The organism is Microbacterium sp. 10L49, assembly GCF_056395125.1.
Genome location: NZ_JBFTIW010000002.1, coordinates 128,151 through 152,387, shown reverse-complemented (window position 1 = coordinate 152,387; position 24,237 = coordinate 128,151). Strand labels below are relative to the sequence as shown.

The following is a 24,237-nucleotide window of genomic DNA, read 5'->3' as shown; positions in this document are numbered from 1 at the left end:
TCAGTCGATCCGCACGTCGAGCCCGAGGTCCAGTGCCCGCGCGGAGTGGGTCAGGGCGCCCACCGAGATCACGTCGACCCCGGTCCCGGCGATCGCGCGCACCGTGTCGAGGTTCACGCCGCCCGAGGCCTCCGCGGTCGCCCGACCGCCGATCAGCGCGACTCCCGCGCGCAGATCCTCGAGGGAGAAGTTGTCCAACAGCACGGTGTGGGCGCCGCCGTCGAGCACCGCAGGGATCTGGTCGAGCCGATCCACCTCGACGACGACGTGCGTGGTGTGCGGCAGCGTCGCGATCGCCTCGCGCAGCGCGGTCGCGACGTCGCGACCGCCCCGGGTCAGCACGGCGAGGTGGTTGTCCTTGGCCATCACCGCATCCGACAGCGAGAAGCGGTGGTTGCGTCCGCCGCCCGCGACGACGGCGTGTCGTTCGAACGCACGCAGCCCGGGGGTGGTCTTGCGGGTGTCGGCGATGCGCACCTGCTTGCCGTCGGGCCCGGCGCCCTCCACGGCGGTGACGTAGGCGGCTGTGAGGGTCGCGATGCCGCTCAGGCGCTGCGTGAAGTTCAGCGCCACCCGCTCCGCCGTCAGCAGGCTGCGGGCGGATCCGGTCACGGTCGCGAGCACGTCTCCGGCGGCGAAGGCGTCGCCGTCCGCGAGGTGCAGATCCACGACCGTCTCCGGATCCGTGAGTGTGAAGGCGGCCGCGAACACGTCGCCGCCGGCCAGCACTCCGGGCTCGCGCGCGACGAGGTCCGCTGTCGCGGTGGCGGCGGCGGGCAGCAGCGCGGTGCTCGTGAGGTCGCCCCAGGGGGCGTCCTCTTCGAGGGCTGCTCCGACGACGCGGGTGAGGAGGGCGGGGGTGAGCATCAGACTCCGATCAGGGCGGGCGACGGTTCGAGATGGTGAGCGCCGATCGAGACCGGGCGGGCGAGCGCGGCCGTGATCATGGCCTCGGCGACCTGGAGCAGGTTGCGGTCCTCCACGGCCGTTCGGGTGAGGCCCTCCGGCGGGCGCCAGGAGCGGACCGTCGCCAGAGCCTCTTCCAGACCTTCGCGGGTGCGCAGCGGGCCGACCAGATCCCACATGAGCTCCTGCAGCGCGGGCCGGGAGAACGGATCCCCGAACGGGCGCTCGGGAACCGCGGACCGAGACGAGCCATCGCGCGTCACGAACGGCGTTTCGTCGGGGTGTCCTTCGATGCCCTTGCTCGACGCGCGGACCCACGGGGTGTCCAGCGCGGACGCTGCCCGTGCGCCGAACACCGCGCCCTCGAGCAGGGAGTTCGAGGCGAGCCGGTTCGCACCGTGCACGCCGGTGCGCGCGGTCTCTCCGACCGCGTAGAGGCCGGGCAGCGTGGTACGGCCCTCGGCGTCGGTGACCACCCCGCCCATCAGATAATGTGCGGCCGGAGTGACCGGGAGGGGCTCGCGGGCCCAGTCGAAGCCGCGCTCCCGCGTGACCCGGTCGATCGTGGGGAACCGGCGCGCGAGGTGCTCCGCGCTCCAGCCCTCGCGACGGCAGATCCCCGTGGCGTCCAGACGCACAGGGCCGCCCTGCTCCCGCGCGCGGCGCACGACCGCGCGCGTCACGACATCGCGCGGCGCGAGCTCGCCGTCGGGATGCGCGTCGAAGGCGAAGCGCCGTCCCTCGTCGTCGATGAGGGTTGCGCCCTCCCCGCGCACCGCCTCGGAGATCAGGAACGCCGGCCCGGGTGCAGCCAGGATCGTGGGGTGGAACTGCACGAACTCCAGATCCTCGACCGCAGCACCCGCTCGCCGCGCCGCGGCGATCCCATCGCCGGTGCAGACGGCGGGGGCCGTGGTGTGCTGGAACAGCCGGCCCGCGCCGCCGGTCGCGAGGATCACGGCGTCCGCTGCGAGCTCGACGATCCGCCCCGCGATGAGCAGCCCGGCCCCGCGCACCACTCCGCCGGAGACGATCAGATCGACCAGCATCGCGTGCTCGCGGACGGTGATCCCCGCCTCCCGCACGGCGCGGACGAGGGCAGCGGAGATGGCCGCCCCCGTGGCGTCGCCGCCCGCGTGTGCGATCCGTGCCGCGGAGTGGGCCGCCTCGAGCCCGCGCAGCAGCCGCCCCTGGGGATCCAGGTCGAACGGCACTCCGCGGGCGACCAGTTCTGCGATCCGCGCGGGCGCTTCGCCGACGAGCACGTCCACCACAGCGGGGTCGGAGAGCCCCGCTCCTGCGGTGAGCGTGTCCGCGGCGTGCGCGGCGGGAGAGTCGGCCACGCCAACGGCATCCGTGCCGTACACCCCGGCGATCCCGCCCTGGGCGAGCGCGGTCGCGCCGTCGCCGAGGGCGTCCTTCACGACGACCTCGACACGGTGGCCGGCCTCGTGCGCATGCAGCGCGGCGGTGAGACCGGCGATCCCGCCGCCGATCACGAGCACGTGCAGCGCCCCGGGGGCGCGGCGCTCGCCGGGCGCGGGCATCAGGCCACCGCGACCGGAGGGCGGGCCGCCAGCATGCGCTCGAGTGCGACCCGTGCCGGGTCCGCCACGTCCGCCGTCACCGTGATCCGGTTCGGCGTGCGCCCCGCGACGAGCTCCTCGAGCACCCAGGCGAGGTAGCCGGGGTGGATCCGGTACATCGTGGAACAGGGGCAGACCACCGGATCCAGGCAGAAGATCTCGTGCTGCGGATACTGCGCCGCGAGCCGGCGGACCAGGTTGATCTCGGTGCCGATCGCGAAAGTCGTGGGCTCGGTCGCCGCGTCGATGGCCTTGCGGATGTAGTCGGTGGAGCCGGCCTCATCGGCGGCGTCCACGACCTCCATCGGGCACTCCGGGTGCACGATCACGCGCACGCCAGGGTGCTCGGCGCGAGCCTGCTCGATCTGGGCGACGGTGAAACGGCGGTGGACCGAGCAGAACCCGTGCCAGAGGATGACGCGGGAGTCCTGCAGCTCGACCGAGGAGGATCCGCCGAGAGGACGGCGTGGATTCCACATCGGCATCTGCTCCAGCGGCACGCCCATCGCCTTCGCCGTGTTGCGGCCCAGGTGCTGGTCCGGGAAGAACAGCACCCGCCGACCCCGAGCGAACGCCCACTCCAGCACGGTGCGGGCGTTCGACGAGGTGCACACGATGCCGCCGTGACGTCCCACGAAGCCTTTGATCGCGGCGGAGGAGTTCATGTAGGTGACGGGGATCACCGGCACGAGTCCGTCGGCGTCGGGCTGGTCCAGCGGACCGAGCACGTCGGCGAGCTGCTCCCAGCAGTCCTCGACCTGGTCGATGTCGGCCATGTCCGCCATGGAGCATCCGGCGGCGAGGTTCGGCAGGATCACGGCCTGATCCGGTCCGGAGAGCAGATCGGCGGTCTCCGCCATGAAATGCACGCCGCAGAACACGATCGCCTCGGCGTCCGGGTGCTGCTTCGCGAAGCCCGCGAGCTGGAACGAGTCGCCGACATGGTCCGCGTGCTGCACGACCTCCTCGCGCTGATAGAAGTGCCCGAGCACCACGACGCGCTCGCCGAGGGTGGCCTTCGCCGCACGGATCCGCTCGTGCAGCTCGTCCTCGCCGGCCTCGCGATAGGCGGCCGGGAGCTCGCCCTGGCGCGGCGCGCCGGTCGGGATCACGTCGCCCATGGACGATCCGGGACCGTACCCCGGGATCGTGTCGAAGTTCCAGGGCCCCGCGGCGAGATCCGTGGTGCAGGTCGATTCCGAGGAGGCGCCGGTGACGATCAGGCGCAGCGCATGGTCGACGGACGGATCGATCGGAGAGTGCAGAGAGGTGGTGCTCATGAGGTTCTCGTCTCTTCGGGGGCGAGCGGGCCGCGGTCGGCGAGCTCGACATCGGTGGCATCGCGGTACAGCCGGGCGGGCCGATGGCTGCCCGTGCGGAACGCGTTGGTGGGGATCAGGGTCCGCGTCGCGTCGACCTGACGCCGGAAATTCGCGGGATCCAGCCGGCGACCCAGGATGGTCTCGTACGCCTCGCGCAGGTCGGCCAGGGTGAACTCCGGAGGGAGGAAGCCCTGTGCCACACGGCTGTAACCGGCCTTGTTGCGCAGCCGCCACAGTGCGTACTCGATGATGCGGCCGTGGTCGAAGGCGAGCTCCGGCAGGTCGGCGGCGTCGAACCAGTCGACGTTCTCCGGATCCGATCCGACCGCGCCGACGGACTCCTCCTCGCGCACGAGCGCCCAGTACACGACGGAGATCACCCGGCTCGGGGAGCGGTCCACCGCGCCGAACGCGTAGAGCTGCTCGAGGTAGCTGGGGGTGAGCCCCGTCGTCTCGGCGAGCGTGCGGGCCGCCGCGGCGGCCAGGCTCTCCGTGTCGTCGAGCCATCCGCCGGGAAGCGCCCAGGCGCCCGCATGCGGATCGCGCGTGCGCCTGACGAGCGGCAGCGCGAGCCGCGGCGCCTCGCCGCCGTCGCGGCGCAGCGTCAGGATCACGGTCGACACCGCGACGCGGATCCCGTCCTCGTGCTCGCTTCTGGTCATGCTGACTCTAACCTCCGTGGATCATCTTATAGTCGCCGTGACCAGAACTCGCGATCATTACGGCGACCTCTCAGCCGCGCGCCCGCCGCGGCGGATAGCGTCGGGACATGCAGCAGCCGACGCGTCTCGAGGCGCGGATCGATGCCCGCGCTCGCCGGATCCTCGCGGGCGCCCCCTCGACCGGCGTGCGCGGCTTCCTCGTCGAGGCGTCCGTGTTCCTCGCCAAGCAGGGGTGGGCGTGCGTGTTCGGCGCGGCCCTCCTCGTGGCGATCGTGCTCGTGCGCACGCTGTACCCGTCCGACCTCGCCCTCACCCGCAACGACCTGCTGACCCTCATCGCGGTGCTGATCCAGGTGGCGATGCTCGCCACGCGCCTGGAGTCGGGGCGGGAACTCTGGGTGATCATGCTGTTCCACGTGACGGGAACCGCGATGGAGCTGTTCAAGACCGACGTCGGCTCCTGGGCGTACGAGGCCGACGGCTTTCTGAGGATCGGCGCCGTCCCGCTGTTCAGCGGCTTCATGTATGCGGCGGTCGGCTCGTACATGGTGCGCGTGCACCGCTTGTTCGACCTCGCCTTCGTGCGCTACCCGCCGCGCTGGGCCACCGTGGTGCTGGCGGTGCTGATCTACGCGAACTTCTTCACGCACCACTGGATCTGGGATGCGCGCTGGGCGCTCACGGCGCTCGTCGTCGTCCTCTGGCTGCCGACCGTGATGCATGCACGCGTCTGGCGGCGCACCCTCCGGATCCCACTGCTGCTGCCGTTCGCCGGCGTCGCGCTGTTCATCTGGCTGGCCGAGAACATCGGCACCGCGAGCGGGGCCTGGCTCTATCCCGACCAGGTCGGGGGCTGGCAGCCGGTCTCCCTGTCGAAGGTGTCCAGCTGGTTCCTCCTGATGATCATCTCGGTCGTCCTGGTGACGCTCGTCTTCCCGCCGCGCCCGCCCGGGAAACCGGCGGCGCGACGGGCATCCCGCACGGTAGGATGGCGCAGGAAAACTGAACACGTGGCCGCATGGTCCGCGCGGGAGAGTCCGGTGATCGCAGCCGGACACCGAAGGAGCAAGCCTCCCCGCCAATCTCTCAGGTAACCGCACCGCGCAGACCCGGCCGCTCTGAAAAGCGATTTCGAGTGAAACGAGAAATCGGGTTGAGCGAAGACGCTGAAGGCGCCTGAGCCGAAACCCTGGTGACTGGATCCCCGCGGATCTCCACCTCTCGCTCGGGATCCGCCGACGGTGAAAGCTCTGTCGCCTCTCGAAGGCGCGGGCGAAACTCTCAGGCTCATGACAGAGGGGGAGTTCTCGGATCCGTGCGCCGTGCGGATCCTCACCGATCCGCACGGGAGAGCTCCATGACAGACGCCCGCTACACCCCCCTTCGGGAGCGCCACGAGGCGCTCGGGGCATCGTTCACCGACTTCGGCGGCTGGCAGATGCCCGTCCGCTACACGTCCGACCTCGCCGAGCACCACGCGGTGCGCGAGAGCGCGGGCATCTTCGACATCTCGCACATGGCCGAGTTCACGATCGTCGGCTCCGGCGCGGCCGCGTATCTCGACTACGCGCTCGCCGGCCGGCTCTCCGCCCTCGCCGTCGGCAAGGCGAAGTACTCGCTGCTGCTCGCCGAGGACGGCGGCATCATCGACGACGTGATCGTCTACCGACTCGGCGATGACGACTTCCTCATCATCAGCAACGCCGGCAACCGCGACGCCGTGCGCGAGGCGCTGCTGGCGCGCACCGCGGGTCGTGAGGTCGTTGTTGAGGACGTCTCCGACTCCTACGCCCTCATCGCCGTGCAGGGCCCGAACGCCGAGGCGATCGTCGCCGCGATCGACGGCATCCACGATGTCTCGATCCCGTGGGCGGAGCAGAAGTACTACGCCTGGGCCTCCGCGACCTACAACGGCAAGCCGCTGCTGCTGGCGCGCACCGGCTACACCGGCGAGGACGGCTTCGAGCTGCTCGTCGAAGCCTCCGACGCCGCCGCGCTGTGGGACGCCGCGCTCGCCGCGGGCGCCGACCGCGGCCTGGTGCCCGCCGGTCTCGCCGCGCGTGACACGCTGCGCCTGGAGGCGGGCATGCCGCTGTACGGCCACGAGCTGAACCGCGAGACCAAGCCCGCCCAGTCGGGCCTGGGTCGCGTGGTCGTGGAGGACAAGGACGACTTCGTCGGCAAGGGCGCCGTCACGCCCGCCGAGGGCGCGCGCGTGCTCATCGGCCTCGCCGCCGAGGGCCGCCGGGCCGGCCGCGCCGGGTACGCGGTCGTGACCGAGGACGGCGCGGTGATCGGCGAGATCACCAGCGGTGCGCTCAGCCCGACTCTCGGCCACCCGGTCGCGATGGCCTTCGTCGACCCCGCCGTCGCCGACGGCGCCGTCCCCCTGTTCCTCGACGTCCGCGGCACCAAGATCCCCGCGACCGTCACCGCCCTGCCTTTCTACCGGAGGAAGAAATGACCGATCTCAACACCCTGCGCTACAGCGAAGAGCACGAGTGGGTCGCCGTCGACGGCGATTCCGCGACCATCGGGATCACCGACTTCGCCGCGGACGCCCTCGGTGACATCGTCTTCGTCGAGCTGCCCGCCGTCGGCACGTCCTTCAGCCGCGGCGACGTCTTCGGCGAGGCCGAGTCGACCAAGTCGGTCTCCGAGCTGTACGCGCCGGTCGACGGCACGGTCGTCGAGATCAACGACGCCGTGGTCGACGACCCGTCGCTGGTCAACTCCGCGCCCTTCGACGGCGGCTGGCTGATCAAGGTGTCCATCGCTGCGGGCGCCGTCGACGGTCTTCTCGACCGCGACGCCTACGTCGCGCACACGGAGGGCTGAGAGTGACCGCGTTCCTCGACCGCCACATCGGCACCACGGCCGACGCCCAGCGGGCGATGCTCGACGCGATCGGCATCTCCTACGGCGCCGACGAGCGTCCCGTCGACGCGCTCATGCGCGAGGCCGTCCCGGCCTCGATCCGCTCGGCCGCCGACCGCGTCAGCCTGCTGCCGGCCGCCGCGAGTGAGGCGGAGGCCCTCGCCGAGCTGCGCTCGATGGCGAACCGCAACACGGTGAACCGTCCCATGATCGGCCTCGGCTACTACGGCACCCTCACTCCGAGCGTGATCCAGCGCAACGTGCTGGAGAATCCGTCCTGGTACACGGCCTACACGCCGTACCAGCCGGAGATCTCGCAGGGCCGCCTCGAGGCGCTGATCAACTTCCAGACCATGGTCTCGGACCTCACCGGCCTGGACACGGCGAACGCGTCGATGCTCGACGAGTCCTCGGCCGTCGCCGAGGGCATGCTGCTCGCGCGGCGCGGATCCAAGTCGCCCTCGCCCTGGTTCGTGGTCGACGCCGACGCCCTGCCGCAGACCAAGGCTCTGCTGGCCACGCGCGCAGCGGCGCTCGGGATCGAGCTCGTCGAGCGCGACCTCGCCGGCGGGGAGACCCTGCCCGAGGAGCTGTTCGGCGTGTTCGTGCAGTATCCGGGCGCCTCGGGACGGATCTGGGATCCTTCCGCCGTCATCGATGCGGCGCACCTCGCCGGCGGCCTCGCCGTCGTCGGGGCCGACCTGCTCGCGCTCACCCTGATCGCCTCGCCGGGTTCGCTCGGCGCGGACGTCACGGTGGGCACGACGCAGCGCTTCGGCGTGCCGATGGGCTTCGGCGGCCCGCACGCCGGCTACATGGCGGTGCGGTCCGGTCTGGAGCGGCAGCTGCCCGGGCGCCTGGTCGGCGTCTCGCAGGACGCGGACGGCCACCCGGCCTATCGCCTGGCCCTGCAGACGCGCGAGCAGCACATCCGCCGTGAGAAGGCCACGTCGAACATCTGCACCGCACAGGTGCTGCTGGCCGTCATGGCGGCCATGTACGCGGTCTACCACGGGCCGGAGGGCCTCAAGGAGATCGCCACGGGCGTGGCTTCCAAGGCCCGCTTCCTCGCCACGCAGCTGGAGAAGGCGGGCGCCGAAGTGGTGCATGCCGACTACTTCGACACCATCACGGTGCGCGTTCCCGGTCGGGCCGATGCGATCGTCGCCGACGCCCACGCCGCAGGGATCCTGTTGAACCCCGTCGACGCCGACACCGTGAGCATCGCCGCCGACGAGACCACGACCTACGAGGACATCCTCGCCGTGGCCACGGTCTTCGGTGCGGGAGAGGGTTCGTTCGCCTACATCCCGGTCACCAGCGTGCCGGCTGCACTCGCCCGTCAGGACGAGTACCTCACGCACCCGGTGTTCCACGCGCACCGCTCGGAGACCGCCATGATGCGGTACCTGAAGAGCCTCGCCGACCGCGACTACGCCCTGGACCGGGGCATGATCCCGCTCGGATCCTGCACGATGAAGCTCAACGCGGCGACCGAGATGGCGGCCATCACCTGGCCCGAGTTCGCGCAGCTGCACCCGTTCGCCCCCGAGGCGGACGTGCAGGGCTCGCTCGAGTTGATCGACCAGCTCGAGGCATGGCTCGCGGACGTCACCGGCTACGACGCGGTGTCCCTGCAGCCGAATGCCGGATCCCAGGGCGAGCTCGCGGGCCTGCTCGCGATCCGCGGCTACCACCTCGCCAACGGAGACGACCACCGCACGGTGTGCCTGATCCCGTCGTCCGCGCACGGCACCAACGCCGCGTCCGCGGTGCTGGCGGGCATGAAGGTGGTCGTGGTCGCGACCGATGAGCTGGGCAATGTCGACCTCGACGACCTGCGGGCGAAGATCGCCCAGCACGCCGACGAGATCGCGGCGCTCATGATCACCTACCCGTCCACGCACGGCGTGTACGAGCACGACGTGCTCGACATCACGGCGGCGGTGCACGCGGCCGGCGGCCAGGTGTACATCGACGGCGCGAACCTGAACGCGCTCCTCGGCTACTCCCGGTTCGGCGACCTGGGGGGCGACGTCTCGCACCTCAACCTGCACAAGACGTTCGCGATCCCGCACGGCGGCGGCGGCCCCGGCGTGGGCCCCGTGGCGGCGAAGGCGCACCTCGCGCCGTACCTGCCCGGACACCCGCAGGCGCAGCGCGCCGCGCACGCGGGCGGCTACGTGTTCGAGGGCGGCCCGGTCTCCGCGGCGCCCTACGGATCCGCCGGCGTGCTGCCGATCTCGTGGGCGTACGTGCGGATGATGGGCGCCGACGGCTTGCGGGATGCGACCGCGGCCGCTGTGCTCGCGGCGAACTACGTCGCCGCACGCCTGGCCGCGCACTACCCGGTGCTGTACTCGGGGGAGCAGGGCCGGGTGGCGCATGAGTGCATCCTCGACCTGCGTCCGCTCAAGGAGGCGACCGGGATCACGGTCGACGACGTGGCCAAGCGCCTCATCGATTACGGCTTCCACGCGCCGACCATGTCGTTCCCGGTCGCGGGCACGCTCATGGTGGAGCCCACCGAGTCGGAGGACCTCGGCGAGCTCGAGCGCTTCGTCGAGGCCATGATCCAGATCAAGGCCGAAGCCGACGAGGTCGCCGCAGGTGTCTGGCCGGCCGACGACAACCCGCTCGTGCATGCGCCGCACACCGCGGCCGCGCTGCTGATGGGGGAGTGGGATCACGCCTACACCCGCGAGCAGGCCGCCTATCCGACGCATGCGCTCATCGCGGGTAAGTACTGGCCGCCGGTGCGCCGCATCGACAATGCGTACGGCGACCGCAACCTGGTGTGCGCCTGCCCTCCGGTGGAGGCTTTCGCGCTGTAAGGATCCGCACGATCCGAAGAACGACGAGGCGTCCTGGGAACCGCTCCCAGGGCGCCTCGTCGTTCAGGTCACCAGTGAGTAACGGTTAACGCAGTCGGTTCGCCGGATCGGGGGTGCGGCGGTTACCCTCGAGTATCCCTACGCGCTCGACGAAGAGCGTGCAGATTGCTGTTATCTGTCCACAGGAGGACACAACGTGAAGCGCAACAAGATCGCCCTCGCGGGCATCGGACTGCTCGCGGCGGGCGCACTCGCCCTCGCTGGCTGCTCCAGCAAGAGCGGCGGAGACGCAACCCCCACCAAGGGCGGCGACTCGAAGACCATCATCAAGGTCAGCGGCAGCGAGCCCGAGAACCCGCTGATCCCGACCAACACCAATGAGGTGGGCGGCGGCAAGATCCTCGACTCCCTGTTCGCGGGCCTTGCCTATTACGACGCCAAGGGCAAGCTCGTCAACGACATGGCCGAGTCGATCAAAGTCGACGACGCCTCGAGCCTGACGATCAAGCTGAAGCAGGGCAACACCTTCTCCAACGGCGAGAAGGTCACGGCCGACAGCTTCATCAACGCGTGGCAGTACGGTGCGCTGTTCTCGAACAAGCAGCTCAACCAGTCCTGGTTCAGCGACATCGAGGGCTTCAGCGACTCCGCCGACTCCCCGCTGACCGGTCTGAAGAAGACCGATGACTACACGTTCACGATCAAGCTGGCCAACCCGGTCGCCGCGGACTTCTCGCAGCGCCTCGGCTACTCGGCCTACTACCCGCTGCCCGCCGCGTCCCTCAAGGACATGGCCACGGCCGGCGAGAACCCGATCGGCAACGGACCCTACAAGTTCGCCAAGGCCGGCGCCTGGCAGCACAAGGTCGAGCTCGACCTGGTCAAGAGCGACACCTACAAGGGTGGACGTCAGGCGAAGAACGGTGGCGTGAACTTCATCTTCTACGCAACCGCTGACGCGGCTTACGCCGACCTGCAGAGCGACAAGGTCGACGTGATCGACCTGATCCCGGCCGCAGCGCAGCAGACGTTCGAGTCCGATCTGGGCGACCGTGCGGTCAACCAGCCGGCCGCGATCTTCCAGTCGTTCTCGATCCCGGGCAACGCCGCGCACTTCACCGGTGACGAGGGCAAGCTGCGTCGCGAGGCGATCTCGATGGCGATCGACCGTGCTGCGATCACCAAGACGATCTTCAACAACACCCGCACCCCCGCCAGCGACTTCACCTCGCCGGTCATCGCGGGCTGGTCCGACTCCCTCAAGGGTGCGGACGTGCTGAAGTTCGACGCGAAGAAGGCGAAGGACCTGTGGGCTCAGGCCGACAAGATCTCGCCGTGGGAGGGCAAGTTCCAGATCGCGTACAACTCCGACTCCTCGCACCAGGCGTGGGTCGACGCCGTGTCGAACCAGCTGAAGAACAACCTCGGCATCGACGCCTCCGGCAACCCGTACGTCGACTTCGCTGCTCTTCGCAAGGACGTGAACGCGCGCACCATCCAGACCGCGTTCCGCACCGGCTGGCAGGCCGACTACCCGGCGCAGTACAACTTCCTGCAGCCGATCTACGGCACCAAGGCGTCGTCGAACGACACCGACTACTCGAACCCCGAGTTCGACAAGCTGGTCGCGAAGGGCGCCTCGGCGACCGACCAGTCCGAGGCCACGAAGGACTACGCCCAGGCCCAGGAGCTGCTGCTCAAGGACCTCCCGGCCATCCCGCTGTGGTACTCGAACGTGAACGGCGGCTTCGCCAAGGGCGTGAACAACGTCCAGTTCGGATGGAACTCCGTTCCGCTGTACTACGAGATCACCAAGGGCTGACCAGCCCGGGGATCACACCCGCGAGGCGGTGACGACCACGTCACCGCCTCGCGCGCTGTTGAAAACAGCCACCGAATTAGTGTCGTGCGCGTCGAACACGTGCCACGATTCTCAGTGAGGCGTCGCACCCGCACGGATCGTGCTGGGTTCCCGAGGCGCCTCCTCATCTGAAAGGAGGGGCGAATGGTCGGTTACATCCTCAAACGCCTCTTGCAGGTGATCCCCGTCTTCATCGGGGCCACCCTGCTCATCTACTTCCTGGTCTTCGCCATGCCAGGCGACCCGATCGCTGCGCTCTTCGGAGACAAGCAGCCGAGCAAGCAGCTGCACGACGCGCTCGTCGCGCAGTACCACCTCGATCAGCCGTTCATCGTGCAGTACTGGTACTACCTGACCGGCATCTTCCGCGGCGACATGGGCACCACGTTCTCCGGACGCTCCGTGAACGACGTGCTCGCGGCGACGCTGCCGGTCACGGGCCGTCTCGCCGTCATGGCGATCGGGATCGAGTTCACGCTCGCGATCATCATCGGAACGTTCTCCGCGCTGCGCAAGGGCAAGATCTTCGACAACACGATGCTGGTCATCTCGCTGGTCTTCATCTCGCTGCCGATCTTCGTCATCGCGTTCCTGGCGCAGTACTTCCTCGCGGTCAAGCTGCAGTGGTTCAGCCCCACTGTCGGCGCGACCAACGATTGGGGCGACATGTGGCTGCCCGCGATCGTGTTGGGACTCAGCCTCTACGCGGTGAGCATGCGTCTGATGCGCGGATCCGTCATCGACACCCTCAACCAGGACTGGGTACGCACCGCGTACAGCAAGGGCCTGCCGCGGCGCCGGGTCATCCCCGTGCACGTGCTGCGCAACTCGCTCATCCCGGTCATCACCAACTCCGCGACGAACTTCGGCGTGCTGCTGGTGGGCGCGACCGTCACCGAGGGCATCTTCAACATCCCCGGTGTCGGCAACACTCTCTTCCAAGCCATTCGACAGCACGAGGGCTCGACCGTGGTGTCCTTCGTGACGGTGTTCGTGATCATCTACGTGCTCGTCAACCTGGTCGTCGATATGCTCTACGGCCTGCTCGACCCGAGGATCCGCTATGTCCGGTGACACCAGCGCGACGCACTACGTCGCACCCATCAAGGACGGCACGATCGCCGTCGACGTCGTCAAGATCGCGGAGAAGCCCTCGAACCTGTGGCGCGATGCCTGGGCGGACATGCGGCGCCGGCCGATGTTCTGGATCTCCATGGTCATCGTGCTCGTGGTCCTGCTGATGGCCCTCTGGCCGACGCTGTTCACGCAGACCCCGCCGAACAGCAACTGCCAGCTGTCCGACTCCAACGGAGGACCTGCCGCCGGGCACCCGCTCGGCTTCACGTTCCAGGGTTGCGACATCTACGCGCGGACGGTGTGGGGTGCGCGCACCTCGGTCTCCGTCGGTCTCATCGCGACGATCATCGGGTCGGTCATCGGCCTCATCATGGGCGCCCTGGCCGGGTTCTACGGCGGTTGGCTGGACGGGCTGCTGTCCCGCGTCGGCGACATCTTCTTCTCGATCCCCTACATCCTCGCCGCGGTCGTCGTGATGAGCGTGTTCGCGCAGTTCCGCAACGTGTTCACGCTCGCGTTCGCGATCGGCGGATTCGCCTGGGCCTCCACGGCCCGTGTGGTCCGCGCCGAGGTGCTGAGAGTGCGTCAGGCCGACTTCGTGATGGCCTCGAGGGCGCTCGGGAAGTCGCGGTTCGGCACCCTGATCGCCCACGTCATCCCGAATGCGATCGCACCGCTGCTCGTCGTCACCACGCTGAGCCTCGCAGCCGCGATCGTCGCGGAGGCGACGCTGTCGTTCCTCGGCGTCGGGCTCGGGAGCGACACGATGAGCTGGGGCAACGACATCAGCCAGGCGCAGCAGTCGCTGCGGGTGGCGCCGATGGCCCTCATCTACCCGTCGATCGCGCTGACCATCACGGTGCTCGCGTTCATCATGCTGGGCGAGCTCGTGCGAGACGCCCTCGACCCGAGAGCGAGGGCTCGCCGATGAGTGCATCAACCGACACTCCGCTGCTCCGGATCCGCGACCTGAAGGTCGCCTTCGACACCCAGAAGGGCTCGAGGGAGGTGCTGCACGGGATCAACCTCGAGCTGTACCCGGGTGAGACGCTGGCCATCGTGGGCGAATCCGGATCCGGCAAGTCGACGACCGCATCCGCGATCGTCAATCTGCTGCCCGGCACGGGTCATGTGACCGCGGGAAGCATCACCCTCGACGGTCAGGAGCTGACCGGGCTCACCGAGGGTCAGATGGAGAAGATCCGCGGGCGCGAGATCGGCTACGTGCCGCAGGACCCGATGTCCAACCTCAACCCCGTGTGGTCGATCGGCTTCCAGGTCAAGGAGGCGATCCGTGCGAACGGTCTCGCCACCGGGCGCAAGGAGATCGAGGCCCGCGCGGTCGAGGTGCTGCAGCAGGCGGGACTCGCGGACGCCTCCAAGCGTCTGCACCAGTACCCGCACCAGTTCTCCGGCGGCATGCGCCAGCGCGCGCTGATCGGCATCGGCCTCGCGGCCGACCCGAAGCTGCTGATCGCGGACGAGCCCACATCGGCGCTCGACGTCACCGTGCAGCGCGTGATCCTGGATCACCTCGCGTCGCTGACGAAGGAGAAGGGCACTGCGGTCCTGCTGATCACGCACGACCTCGGCCTCGCGGCCGAGCGCGCGGAGAAGATCATCGTCATGCAGAACGGCGAGATCGTCGAGGCCGGGCCCAGCCGGGAGATCCTGGAGAACCCGCTGCACCCGTACACGAAGAAGCTGGTGGCCGCGGCCCCGAGCATCGCGTCGCAGCGCATCCAGGCGGTCCACGAGCGACAGGGCATCGAGACCAGCGAGGACATCGCCGGCATCCCGCCGACCGTGTCCGTGCGCGACCTGACCAAGGACTATAAGATCCGTCAAGGTCAGTTCCGCAGCATCCCGTTCCGCGCCGTCGACGCGGTCTCGTTCGACATCCCCAAGGGCAAGACGCTGGCGCTGGTCGGCGAGTCGGGCTCGGGCAAGTCGACCGTGGCGAAGATGGTGCTGAAGCTGGAGGATGTCACCTCGGGCTCGATCGCGATCGACGGCGTCGACATCTCCAGCCTCTCCGGGCGGGAGACGCTCGCGCTGCGCCGGCGCATGCAGCCGGTGTTCCAGGATCCGTACGGATCCATGGATCCGCTGCGCAACATCGGAAACACGATCTCGGAGCCTCTGGACATCCACGGCGTGGGTGACAAGGGCTCTCGCCAGGAGCGCGTGCTCGAGCTGCTGGACCAGGTCTCGCTCCCGCGCGAGCTGGCGACGCGGTACCCGAACGAGCTCTCCGGCGGTCAGCGTCAGCGCGTCGCGATCGCGCGTGCACTGGCGCTCAAGCCCGACATCGTCGTGCTCGACGAGGCGGTCTCCGCGCTCGACGTGCTGGTGCAGGATCAGATCCTGAAGCTGCTCGCCGAGTTGCAGAGCGAGCTCGACCTCACGTACCTGTTCATCACGCACGATCTCGCGGTCGTGCGCGTCGCGGCCGACCTGGTCTGCGTGATGGAGAAGGGCAAGCTCGTCGAGCAGGGCACGGTGGACGAGATCTTCGCCAACCCGCAGCAGGAGTACACGGAGCGACTGCTCCAGGCCATCCCTGGCGTCTCGATCGCCCTGGGCGGTCGCAGCGCGTGAGTTCGATGGACCAGATGCCCGTGGGGGCGCGGACGTACCGCGCCTCCACGGGCATCGCCGTGCTCCTGGTGTGCGCCGTGCTGGCCGTCTTCCTGCTCGGCGATGCGGTGGTGCGCGGCAGCTGGGCGCAGATGCTGCTGTATGCGCCGTGGGTGCTGCTGGTGCTGTGGCTCATCTACGTGATCAGCGTGGTCTCCCTGGTGCGGGTGGACGAGGACGGCGCGACCGTGCAGAACTTCCTGCGCCGCACGACTTTCGGCTGGCGCCGGGTGACCGAGCTCGACCTGCGCTGGCAGCTGGACTTCGCGCTCGATGACGGCCGGAAGCTGGCGTGCTGGGGAGGCCCGGGACGCATCCAGTCGCCGCGGCTGAGCAGGCGCTCGGGCGAGGTCAAGGTGCCGCAGAGCCTGCAGGCGCTCACCGAGGTGCGCACTCGCTGGGAGAACGCCGTGGAGCGCCCGCAAGGCGCCGCGGGCGTGGGCGCCGATGCGCCGATCCGGCGCAGCTGGGACTGGCCCGCGATCGGCGCTCTCGTCGTGATCGCGGTCGGAGCCGTGATCGCGATCGTGGTCACGCGCTGATGTCGCTCGGCTTCCGGCCGCGCCCCGAAGTCCTGAGTACCTTACTGACCGCGAGACTCCATCTGAGTAACGAGACAGCAAGTCTGAACGGCAGTCTCGCTACTCAGATGGAGTCTCGCGGTGCTTAGCGGGTTCGCGCCCGGAGCGCGTCGCGCAGCGAGGCGAGCATGAACGGATCTGCCGGGGCGACGCGGGGGACCCGCGCCGTGCCCAGGATCTCGAGGAACGGATCCATGTCGCGCAGCTCGGACCAACCCCAACGGATGCGCCCGGCGACGTGACGCTGCAACCGCGCTTCGCGGCGCTTCTCGTTCAGGATCGCCTCGGCAGGATCACCGAACTCTCCGGTGTACTTCACGTCGCCATCGGCTTCGCCGACGAGATTGCGCGATCGCCAGAAGAAGTCGGCCCGGTCCGCGATGCCGTCAGTCACGAAAGTCACCTGGAGCTCGGGCAGTTCGTATCCAGCACCTTCGATCGCTGCGAGGCTGAGCGACTCGAGAGGGCTCTCCGGAACGCCTGTCGCCCGCGCGAGCGCCCAACGAGCGCGGCGTCGACCGCGCGAGGAGAGGCGCGACTCGTTGATCGCAGGCAGCTGCGCCGGAGCGAGGTCACGTGAACGGCGTAGCAGCGCATCGGCATAGGCCAGACCAGCAGCGGGAGCTACGGTACGGGCGACATCGACGATCGTGTCGCCGGCAGAGGTGAGAAGGATCCCGTCGATCTCATCGATCGTTCGGGCATCCGCGGACGTGAGTACGCGTACGGGGCCGCAGATCCTGCTGGTGCGATCAGGATCCAGGATGAGAATCGGATCCTGCTGGCGCCCAAGGAAGACTCCTCGCAGTGCGGCGGCCGTGATCTCGCAGAATACTGAGGCGGGGTGGGTGAGCGCGACGGCATACGCGCGGGCGAGATAGCGATCCCAGGGCGGGATCTGGCTCCATCGAGATGTTTCGGCGAAGACACCGGGGATCACCCGGACGACTTCACCGCGGCGCCAGGCCCGAAGGAGAACAGTGGAGCTCACCATCTCGCTGGAACGCAGCAACTCAAGAGGTGGGGCGGCGAGTCGCGGTGTGATTCCGGCGTTCAGCATGTGCCGATCCTGCCGCTCGGGGCGGTCCCTCGGAGTCTGCTGGCCGCAGTCGGTGCACAGTTCCCGCAGGCGCGCGTCTGTGTGGAACCGATCAAGGACCTCCTCATCTGGCCGCGAGATTCCAACTGGGTAACGAGACTTCGCACATGGCCTGCAGTCTCGTTACTCAGTTGGAGTCTCGCGGATCCGGATCGCGGATCTGGATTCGGGATCCGGGGGCCCGGCCGGCGCCAGCCAGACGCACGGCGCCGAGTCAGTGCGTCGGCAGGCCGAACAGGGCCGGCCACATGGCCGCCGCCCAGGGGTAGCCGACGAAGACGGCCGCATCGATGAGGAAGTGCGCGACCAGGAACGGCAGCTGCCGGCCGGTGCGCAGGAACAGGAAGCCGAACAGCAGCCCCATCCCGAGGTTGCCGATGAACGCACCGGGTCCCTGATAGAGGTGGTAGCTCGCGCGCAGCACGGACGTGGCGAGGAGGATCGTCCACGGACCCCAGCCGAGCTGGCGCAGCCGGGCGAAGAGGTAGCCGAGCACCACGAACTCCTCCTGCACCGCGGCCCGAGCCGCGGACAGCAGCAGCACCGGGACGGTCCACCAATACGCGCTCTGCGCCCCCGGATCCACCGCGACGAACCAGCCGTTCATCCGCCCGAGCACGTACAGCGCGAGCCCCGGGATCCCGATGGCGAGGACGAGCAGGAGACCCCCTCCGACGTCGCGGCCGATTCGTGTTCCGTCCAGGCCCAGCGCGCCGAGGCGGGGGCGCACCGGGCGCCAGAGCAGGAAGCACACCAGCAGCACCGGCACCACGGAGAACCCGATGCCGAGCAACTGGTAGAGCAGGTCGAACAGCTCGCGGCTGGACTGCGAGGGGTTCAGCGTCGCCGTCTGATCCGCCAGCGGCGTCGACAGGGACAGGCGATCCAGCAGCTGCACGATCGCGTACACCGCGGACTGTCCGAGACCGAGGCCGAGCACGATCGCGATCTCCCACCCGATCCGCGCCCGCGACGGCGCGTCAGGCGGGGGAGGGGGCAGGGCGATCCTCATGGGTCGAGCGTACGGCGAGGCGGTATGCATGCGCCCCGCAGAGGATGCCCAGGAGCGGTGATGTATCCTGAAGAGTCCGGAATCCCGGGCGAAACCCCAGCTGCATTGGATTCCTTCATGGCGCACGCCCTCCGTTCCGATCTCCGCAACGTCGCCATCGTCGCGCACGTCGACCACGGCAAGACCACGCTCGTGGACGCCATGCTCCGCCAGACCGGATCCTTCGGCTCCCACGAGCACATGGAAGAGCGCGCCATGGACTCGAACGACCTGGAGCGCGAGAAGGGCATCACGATCCTCGCCAAGAACACGGCGATCACCTACAAGGGCGAGCACGCCGGCGGCAAGGACATCACGATCAACGTGATCGACACCCCCGGTCACGCCGACTTCGGCGGCGAGGTCGAGCGCGGCCTGTCCATGGTCGACGGCGTCGTGCTGCTCGTGGACGCGTCGGAGGGCCCGCTCCCGCAGACGCGCTTCGTGCTGCGCAAGGCGCTCGAGGCCAAGCTCCCGGTGATCCTGCTGGTGAACAAGACCGACCGTCCCGACGCTCGCATCGCCGAGGTCGAGGAGGAGGCGCACGACCTGCTGCTGGGCCTCGCGTCCGACCTCGTCGACGACGTGCCCGACCTCGACGTCGATGCGCTGCTCGATGTGCCGGTCGTGTACGCGTCCGGTCGCGCCGGAGCCGCATCCCGCAACCGGCCGGAGAACGGTGCGCTGCCGGACAACGACGACCTCGAGCCGCTGTTCGAGGCGATCCTCGAGCACGTGCCGGCCCCGGCGTACGACGATGAGGCTCCGCTGCAGGCGTGGGTCACCAACCTCGACTCCTCGCCGTTCCTCGGCCGCCTCGCACTGCTGCGCGTCTTCAACGGCACGCTGAAGAAGGGCCAGACCGTGGCCTGGGTCCGTTCCGACGGCTCCACCAGCAACGCCCGCATCACGGAGCTCCTGAAGACCCGTGCGCTCGAGCGCTACCCCGCCGAAGAGGCCGGCCCCGGCGACATCGTCGCGATCGCCGGCTTCGAGAACATCACGATCGGCGAGACCATCGCGGATCCGGAGGACGTGCGGCCGCTCCCGGCCATCACGGTCGACGACCCCGCGATCTCCATGACCATCGGCACCAACACCTCGCCTCTGATGGGCAAGGTCAAGGGGCACAAGCTCACCGCCCGGATGGTCAAGGACCGCCTGGACCGCGAGCTCATCGGCAACGTCTCGCTCAAGGTCGTCGACATCGGCCGCCCGGACGCGTGGGAGGTGCAGGGCCGCGGCGAGCTCGCACTCGCGATCCTCGTCGAGAACATGCGCCGCGAGGGCTTCGAGCTCACCGTGGGCAAGCCGCAGGTGGTCACGAAGAAGATCGACGGCAAGACCTACGAGCCGTTCGAGCACCTCACGATCGACACGCCGGAGGAGCACCTCGGCGCGATCACCCAGCTCCTCGCGAACCGCAAGGGCCGCATGGAGAACATGACCAACCACGGCACCGGCTGGGTGCGCATGGAGTTCATCGTCCCCTCGCGCGGTCTCATCGGCTTCCGCAGCGAGTTCCTCACCACCACCCGCGGCACCGGCATCGCGAACGCGATCTCGCACGGCTACGAGCCCTGGGCGGGCCAGATCACCACGCGTCAGAACGGCTCGATCGTCGCCGACCGTCAGGGCGTCGTCACCCCGTTCGCCATGATCGCCCTGCAGGAGCGCATGTCGTTCTTCGTGCAGCCCACGCAGGAGGTCTACGAGGGCATGGTCATCGGCGAGAACTCGCGCGCCGATGACATGGACGTGAACATCACCAAGGAGAAGAAGCTCACCAACATGCGTTCGGCCACGGCCGACAACTTCGAGTCCATGACGCCGCCGCGGTTGCTGACTCTCGAGGAGAGCCTCGAGTTCGCCCGCGACGACGAATGCGTCGAGGTCACGCCCGAGGTCGTGCGCATTCGCAAGGTGACACTCGACCAGACCATTCGCGCCCGCGAGACCGCGCGCCTGAAGCGCCAGGACGCCAACGCGTAACCCCACGCCGGTCCGAACGGCCCGTCTGCTCCGGCAGACGGGCCGTTTCGCGTGCCGGGCGTTCGCACGCAGCGCACGCACCGTGTGCAGCGTGCGGCGCGGCTCAGCGCAGCTCCGAGATGAGCACCGCGGAGGTCCCGGGCTCGAGCGCCTCGAACACGTGCGACGCATCTCCGGGATAGGAGAGGTAGTCGCCGGGGTGCAGCTCCTCGGCCGCCTCGGAAGGGCCGATCAGAGCGCGCCCGCTGATCAGCACGACGTGCTCGGTGGTGCCGACGTGGTGCGGCGTCGAGCGGCGGGGCTCGCCGGGCTCGGCCTGGATGATGTAGAGGTCTCGACGGGCGCCCGGCGGGCAGGCCGCGATGAGCGTGGCCAGATACGGCGCGGCAGCCGACGGCACGCCGGCGTGCTCGCCGGCCCGGATCAGGGTCGGGGCATTCGTGCGCTCCTCCACGAAGGCGGCGAAGGGCACGCCCAGGGCGTCGGCGATGGCCCAGAGGGTCTCGACGCTGGGCCCCGAGGATCCGCTCTCCAGCTGCGAGACGGTGGCCTTGGATACCCCGGCGCGGCGGGCGAGTTCGGAGACGGAGATCCCCGCCGCCTCGCGCTCGCGACGCAGGGACCGGGAGATGCGGGCGCGGAGATCATCCATGCGGCCAGTATTCCAAACGTTCGTTCGCCTTGACAAACGATTTGCAGATGTTCAGAATGATCGTCATGCGTTCAGAGGAGCGAACGATCGACCGCGACCCCGAGGACGCCGTCGCCGAGGTGCGCGTCGCGCGCCGGGAGGCGATCGGCGTCGCCCTCGCCACCAGCGCGTACGGGATCTCGTTCGGTGCGCTCGCCGTCGCGAACGGGTTCGACGTGTGGCAGACCTGCGTGCTGAGCCTGCTGATGTTCACCGGCGGATCGCAGTTCGCGTTCGTGGGCGTGATCGGGGCGGGCGGGCTCGCCGCCGCGCCCGCGGCGATCGCCTCCGCACTGCTTCTGGGAGTCCGCAACGTCGCCTACGGCATGCGGATGTCTCCGGTGATCGGCCGCGGTGCCGCGCGGCGCGCGCTCGCGGCTCCGTTCACGATCGACGAGTCCACCGCCGTCTCGCTCGCACAGCGTTCGCCGCGGGCGCGCCACGTCGGATTCTGGATCACCGGAGTCGGCATCTATCTCGGCTGGAATCTGATGACGCTGCTCGGCGCGCTGCTCGGAGACGTGCTGGGGGATCCGAAGACCTATGGGCTGGACGCGGCTGCGGCGGCGGCGTTCCTCGCCCTGCTGTGGCCGCGTCTGCGCACGCGGCAGGCCATCGCGGTCGGCATCGCGGCCGCCGCGGTCGCCACGGCGCTCACGCCGGTGCTGATCCCGGGGCTGCCCGTGCTCGTGGCGGCGTTCGTGGCGATCGTCGTCGGCTGGTTCAACTGGTTCGGGTCGAAGGCCGCCGGCCCGGCGGCGGGGGAGGAGTCGGCATGACCCTGTGGAACGCCGTGCTGCTGGCCGCCATCGGCTGCCTCGCGCTCAAGGGCGCGGGCTATCTGGTGCCGGCGTCCGTCCTCGAGGCGCCGCGGCCCGCGCGGATCACCGACCTGCTGACGGTCGCGCTGCTCGCCGCGCTCGTGGCCGTGCAGACGCTGGCCGCGGGCCCGCACATCGTGGTGGACGCTCGTGTGCCCGCGGTGCTCGTCGCGGCGGGGTTGCTGGCGCTGCGGCAGTCGTTCCTCGTCGTGGTGATCGCCGCCGCTGTCGTCGCGGCTCTCCTGCGGCTCCTAGGGTGGGCCGCGTAAGCTCGAGCCGTGCGTGGAACGTGGCTCAGCAGAGCGCTGTCGTGGGTGGCTCTGTTCGTGGTCGGCGCCGTGTTCGGTCTGGCGACGACCGTGACGCATTCGACCTCGGTGTGGGGGCTCCCGTGGGTCGGGCTGGTGCTCGGCGCGATCGCCTGCGGCGGCATGCTCCTCGCCGTGCGGCTGCTGCTGCACGACCGCTGGGGTGCGCTCGCGACGGGGCTCGGCATGCTCGCCGGCATGGTCGTGATCTCGGGCCGCGGACCCGGTGGATCGGTGATCGTGCCGAATGATCTGCTGGGCGTGACCTGGACCTGGACCATCGCCGGCATGGTGCTGCTGGTCGCCGCGTGGCCGGACTTCTCGCGGATCCGCCGTCTCCAGCAGGAGCAGGCGGCCCGTGCGCGGATGGCGGAAGAAGCGCCCGCCGACGGGTCGTAGACTGGGTCCGTGACATATGTGATCGCTCTTCCCTGCGTCGACGTGAAGGATCGTGCCTGCGTCGACGAGTGCCCCGTGGACTGCATCTACGAGGGTGAGCGATCGTTGTACATCCACCCCGACGAGTGCGTCGACTGCGGCGCCTGCGAGCCCGTGTGCCCCGTCGAGGCGATCTACTACGAGGACGACCTCCCCGAGGAGTGGGCGGACTACTACAAGGCGAACGTCGAGTTCTTCGACGAGATCGGATCCCCGGGCGGCGCCGCCAAGGTCGGCGTGATCCATCACGACCACCCGGTCATCGCCGTTCTCCCGCCGCAGGGCGAGTAGCGCGGTGAGCGTCCGCGACCTCGCCGACTACCCCTGGGACGCGGTCACCCCGTTCCGCGGGCGTGCGGCCGCGCACCCGGACGGCATCGTCGACCTCGCCATCGGATCCCCCGTGGATCCCACCCCCGAGATCATCCGACATGCCCTCGCCGAGGCCACCGACGCGCATTCGTATCCGCAGACCGTCGGCACCCCGGCCGTGCGCGAGGCGATCGTGGACTGGTACGCGCGACGCCGGGGCGTGCCCGACCTGCGCGTGGACAACGTGATGCCCACGATCGGCTCCAAGGAGCTGGTCGCACTGCTGCCGACGCTGCTGGGGCTCGGCGCGGGCGACATCGTGGTGCAGCCGCGCGTCGCATACCCGACGTACGCCGTCGGCGCCCAGGTCGCCGGCGCGACGGTCGTGAGCGAGGACGACCCCGCGCGCTGGCCGGAGGGCGCCAAGCTCATCTGGATCAACACCCCGGGCAACCCGGACGGGCGCACCTGGACCGTCGACGAGCTCGCCGCGGCCGTGCGCCGCGCACGTGAGCTGGGCGCGATCCTCGCGAGCGACGAGTGCTACGCCGAACTCGGCTGGGACGGGCCGTGGGCGAGCGAGCCGGTGCCCTCGGTGCTGGATCCGCGCGTCACAAGCGGCACCAGAGCGGGTCTGCTCAGCGTCTACTCGCTCAGCAAGCAGTCGAACCTCGCCGGTTACCGCGCCGCCTTCGTCGCCGGCTGCGCCCGCGTGGTGGGGGAGATCCTCACCGCCCGCAAGCACCTCGGTCTGATGCCGCCGGCTCCCGTGCAGCACGCGATGGCCGTCGCGCTGCGCGACGACGAGCACGTCGCAGTGCAGAAGGAGCGCTACCGGCAGCGCCGTGACGTGCTGCGGCCGGCGCTCCTCGACGCGGGCTTCCGGATCGACGGCTCGGAGGCGGGGCTGTACCTGTGGGTCACCCAGGGCCGCGACGCGTGGGAATCCATGGGCGCGCTCGCCGATCTCGGGATCCTGGCGGGTCCCGGACCCTTCTACGGCGACCACTCCGCACAGCACGTCCGGCTCTCGCTGACCGCGCCTCTCGAACGGATCGAGGCGGCCGCGGCGCGCTTGCGCGGGGCAGCTTTGTAGCATTCCACAGGTGTTTCGGCGCCACTCTTGGTCGTTTTCACAGTAGGTGCGCACGCGGACTAGGCTGTATGAGCGACGCGATC

General features: G+C 69.5%; 21 protein-coding genes, 1 pseudogene and 1 riboswitch. Of the genes and pseudogenes, 15 read left to right on the top strand and 7 right to left on the bottom strand.

What is annotated here, in order from left to right:
• Genes nadC through AC1DCT_RS05295 form a run of 4 tightly spaced genes read right to left on the bottom strand, consistent with a single transcriptional unit; the run spans window position 1 to window position 4,476 of the window.
• Entirely contained in the window at window positions 1-867 is an 867-nt protein-coding gene (gene nadC / locus AC1DCT_RS05310; protein ID WP_477427883.1) for a carboxylating nicotinate-nucleotide diphosphorylase, read from the bottom strand.
• Complete coding sequence (nadB, locus tag AC1DCT_RS05305) at window positions 867-2,453, bottom strand: L-aspartate oxidase (RefSeq protein ID WP_477427881.1); 1,587 nt, start codon at window positions 2,451-2,453, stop codon at window positions 867-869. Before nadB ends, nadC begins: the two co-directional genes overlap by 1 nt.
• Window positions 2,453-3,772 (bottom strand): quinolinate synthase NadA, encoded by a 1,320-nt coding sequence (gene nadA, locus AC1DCT_RS05300; RefSeq protein ID WP_441976248.1) that lies wholly within the window; start codon window positions 3,770-3,772, stop codon window positions 2,453-2,455. Before nadA ends, nadB begins: the two co-directional genes overlap by 1 nt.
• Window positions 3,769-4,476, bottom strand: a complete 708-nt coding sequence (locus tag AC1DCT_RS05295) for an NUDIX hydrolase (RefSeq protein WP_440734559.1) — start codon at window positions 4,474-4,476, stop codon at window positions 3,769-3,771. Before AC1DCT_RS05295 ends, nadA begins: the two co-directional genes overlap by 4 nt.
• Before the next feature lie 107 nt (window positions 4,477-4,583).
• Between AC1DCT_RS05295 and AC1DCT_RS05290 the strand changes: the two are divergent.
• The 9 genes and pseudogenes from AC1DCT_RS05290 to AC1DCT_RS05250 all read left to right on the top strand — a co-directional run.
• Window positions 4,584-5,378: pseudogene (locus AC1DCT_RS05290) on the top strand (DUF817 domain-containing protein); the annotation flags it as partial.
• A gap of 116 nt (window positions 5,379-5,494) precedes the next feature.
• A riboswitch (glycine riboswitch) is annotated at window positions 5,495-5,588 on the top strand.
• A 245-nt stretch (window positions 5,589-5,833) separates the two neighbouring features.
• On the top strand, window positions 5,834-6,940 hold the full coding sequence (gcvT, locus tag AC1DCT_RS05285) for a glycine cleavage system aminomethyltransferase GcvT (RefSeq protein ID WP_441976247.1): 1,107 nt from the start codon (window positions 5,834-5,836) through the stop codon (window positions 6,938-6,940).
• Window positions 6,937-7,314 carry a glycine cleavage system protein GcvH gene (gcvH, locus tag AC1DCT_RS05280; RefSeq protein WP_440734557.1) on the top strand — a complete coding sequence of 126 codons (378 nt, stop codon included), beginning with the start codon at window positions 6,937-6,939 and terminating at the stop codon, window positions 7,312-7,314. The genes gcvT and gcvH overlap by 4 nt, the downstream gene beginning before the upstream one ends.
• Window positions 7,315-7,370: 56 nt before the next feature.
• Entirely contained in the window at window positions 7,371-10,187 is a 2,817-nt protein-coding gene (gcvP, locus tag AC1DCT_RS05275) for an aminomethyl-transferring glycine dehydrogenase (RefSeq protein WP_441976448.1), read from the top strand.
• Between the two features lie 196 nt (window positions 10,188-10,383).
• Window positions 10,384-12,009 carry a peptide ABC transporter substrate-binding protein gene (locus AC1DCT_RS05270; protein WP_441976246.1) on the top strand — a complete coding sequence of 542 codons (1,626 nt, stop codon included), beginning with the start codon at window positions 10,384-10,386 and terminating at the stop codon, window positions 12,007-12,009.
• 183 nt (window positions 12,010-12,192) lie between these two features.
• Entirely contained in the window at window positions 12,193-13,122 is a 930-nt protein-coding gene (locus AC1DCT_RS05265; RefSeq protein ID WP_440734555.1) for an ABC transporter permease, read from the top strand.
• On the top strand, window positions 13,112-14,056 hold the full coding sequence (locus tag AC1DCT_RS05260) for an ABC transporter permease (protein WP_440734554.1): 945 nt from the start codon (window positions 13,112-13,114) through the stop codon (window positions 14,054-14,056). The genes AC1DCT_RS05265 and AC1DCT_RS05260 overlap by 11 nt, the downstream gene beginning before the upstream one ends.
• Window positions 14,053-15,726 (top strand): dipeptide ABC transporter ATP-binding protein, encoded by a 1,674-nt coding sequence (locus tag AC1DCT_RS05255; RefSeq protein ID WP_441976245.1) that lies wholly within the window; start codon window positions 14,053-14,055, stop codon window positions 15,724-15,726. The genes AC1DCT_RS05260 and AC1DCT_RS05255 overlap by 4 nt, the downstream gene beginning before the upstream one ends.
• 5 nt (window positions 15,727-15,731) lie before the next feature.
• Window positions 15,732-16,307 carry a PH domain-containing protein gene (locus AC1DCT_RS05250; protein ID WP_441976244.1) on the top strand — a complete coding sequence of 192 codons (576 nt, stop codon included), beginning with the start codon at window positions 15,732-15,734 and terminating at the stop codon, window positions 16,305-16,307.
• A 124-nt stretch (window positions 16,308-16,431) separates the two neighbouring features.
• Here AC1DCT_RS05250 and AC1DCT_RS05245 read toward each other — a convergent pair whose 3' ends face one another.
• Window positions 16,432-17,406 (bottom strand): hypothetical protein, encoded by a 975-nt coding sequence (locus AC1DCT_RS05245; RefSeq protein WP_477427879.1) that lies wholly within the window; start codon window positions 17,404-17,406, stop codon window positions 16,432-16,434.
• 253 nt (window positions 17,407-17,659) lie between these two features.
• Window positions 17,660-18,457: a CPBP family intramembrane glutamic endopeptidase gene (locus AC1DCT_RS05240; protein WP_477427877.1), complete on the bottom strand. Its 798-nt coding sequence runs from the start codon at window positions 18,455-18,457 to the stop codon at window positions 17,660-17,662.
• Between the two features lie 117 nt (window positions 18,458-18,574).
• Between AC1DCT_RS05240 and typA the strand changes: the two genes are divergently transcribed.
• Window positions 18,575-20,488: a translational GTPase TypA gene (typA, locus tag AC1DCT_RS05235; RefSeq protein ID WP_440734549.1), complete on the top strand. Its 1,914-nt coding sequence runs from the start codon at window positions 18,575-18,577 to the stop codon at window positions 20,486-20,488.
• Between the two features lie 103 nt (window positions 20,489-20,591).
• Here the strand turns inward: typA and AC1DCT_RS05230 are convergent, their stop codons facing one another.
• Window positions 20,592-21,140 carry a helix-turn-helix domain-containing protein gene (locus tag AC1DCT_RS05230; RefSeq protein WP_440734548.1) on the bottom strand — a complete coding sequence of 183 codons (549 nt, stop codon included), beginning with the start codon at window positions 21,138-21,140 and terminating at the stop codon, window positions 20,592-20,594.
• Between the two features lie 65 nt (window positions 21,141-21,205).
• On the opposite strand from AC1DCT_RS05230, the gene AC1DCT_RS05225 reads away from it, so the two are divergent.
• From AC1DCT_RS05225 to dapC, 5 genes are read left to right on the top strand one after another with little or no spacing between them, the layout of a single operon-like run.
• Window positions 21,206-21,958, top strand: coding sequence for an AzlC family ABC transporter permease (locus AC1DCT_RS05225; protein ID WP_441976241.1), 753 nt, complete (start codon window positions 21,206-21,208; stop codon window positions 21,956-21,958).
• Window positions 21,955-22,269, top strand: a complete 315-nt coding sequence (locus AC1DCT_RS05220) for an AzlD domain-containing protein (RefSeq protein ID WP_440734546.1) — start codon at window positions 21,955-21,957, stop codon at window positions 22,267-22,269. Before AC1DCT_RS05225 ends, AC1DCT_RS05220 begins: the two co-directional genes overlap by 4 nt.
• Before the next feature lie 9 nt (window positions 22,270-22,278).
• Window positions 22,279-22,707: a histidinol dehydrogenase gene (locus tag AC1DCT_RS05215; protein WP_440734545.1), complete on the top strand. Its 429-nt coding sequence runs from the start codon at window positions 22,279-22,281 to the stop codon at window positions 22,705-22,707.
• A 9-nt stretch (window positions 22,708-22,716) separates the two neighbouring features.
• Complete coding sequence (gene fdxA, locus AC1DCT_RS05210; protein WP_045272231.1) at window positions 22,717-23,037, top strand: ferredoxin; 321 nt, start codon at window positions 22,717-22,719, stop codon at window positions 23,035-23,037.
• A gap of 4 nt (window positions 23,038-23,041) precedes the next feature.
• Complete coding sequence (gene dapC, locus AC1DCT_RS05205) at window positions 23,042-24,154, top strand: succinyldiaminopimelate transaminase (RefSeq protein ID WP_477427875.1); 1,113 nt, start codon at window positions 23,042-23,044, stop codon at window positions 24,152-24,154.
• Window positions 24,155-24,237: the final 83 nt, after the last annotated feature.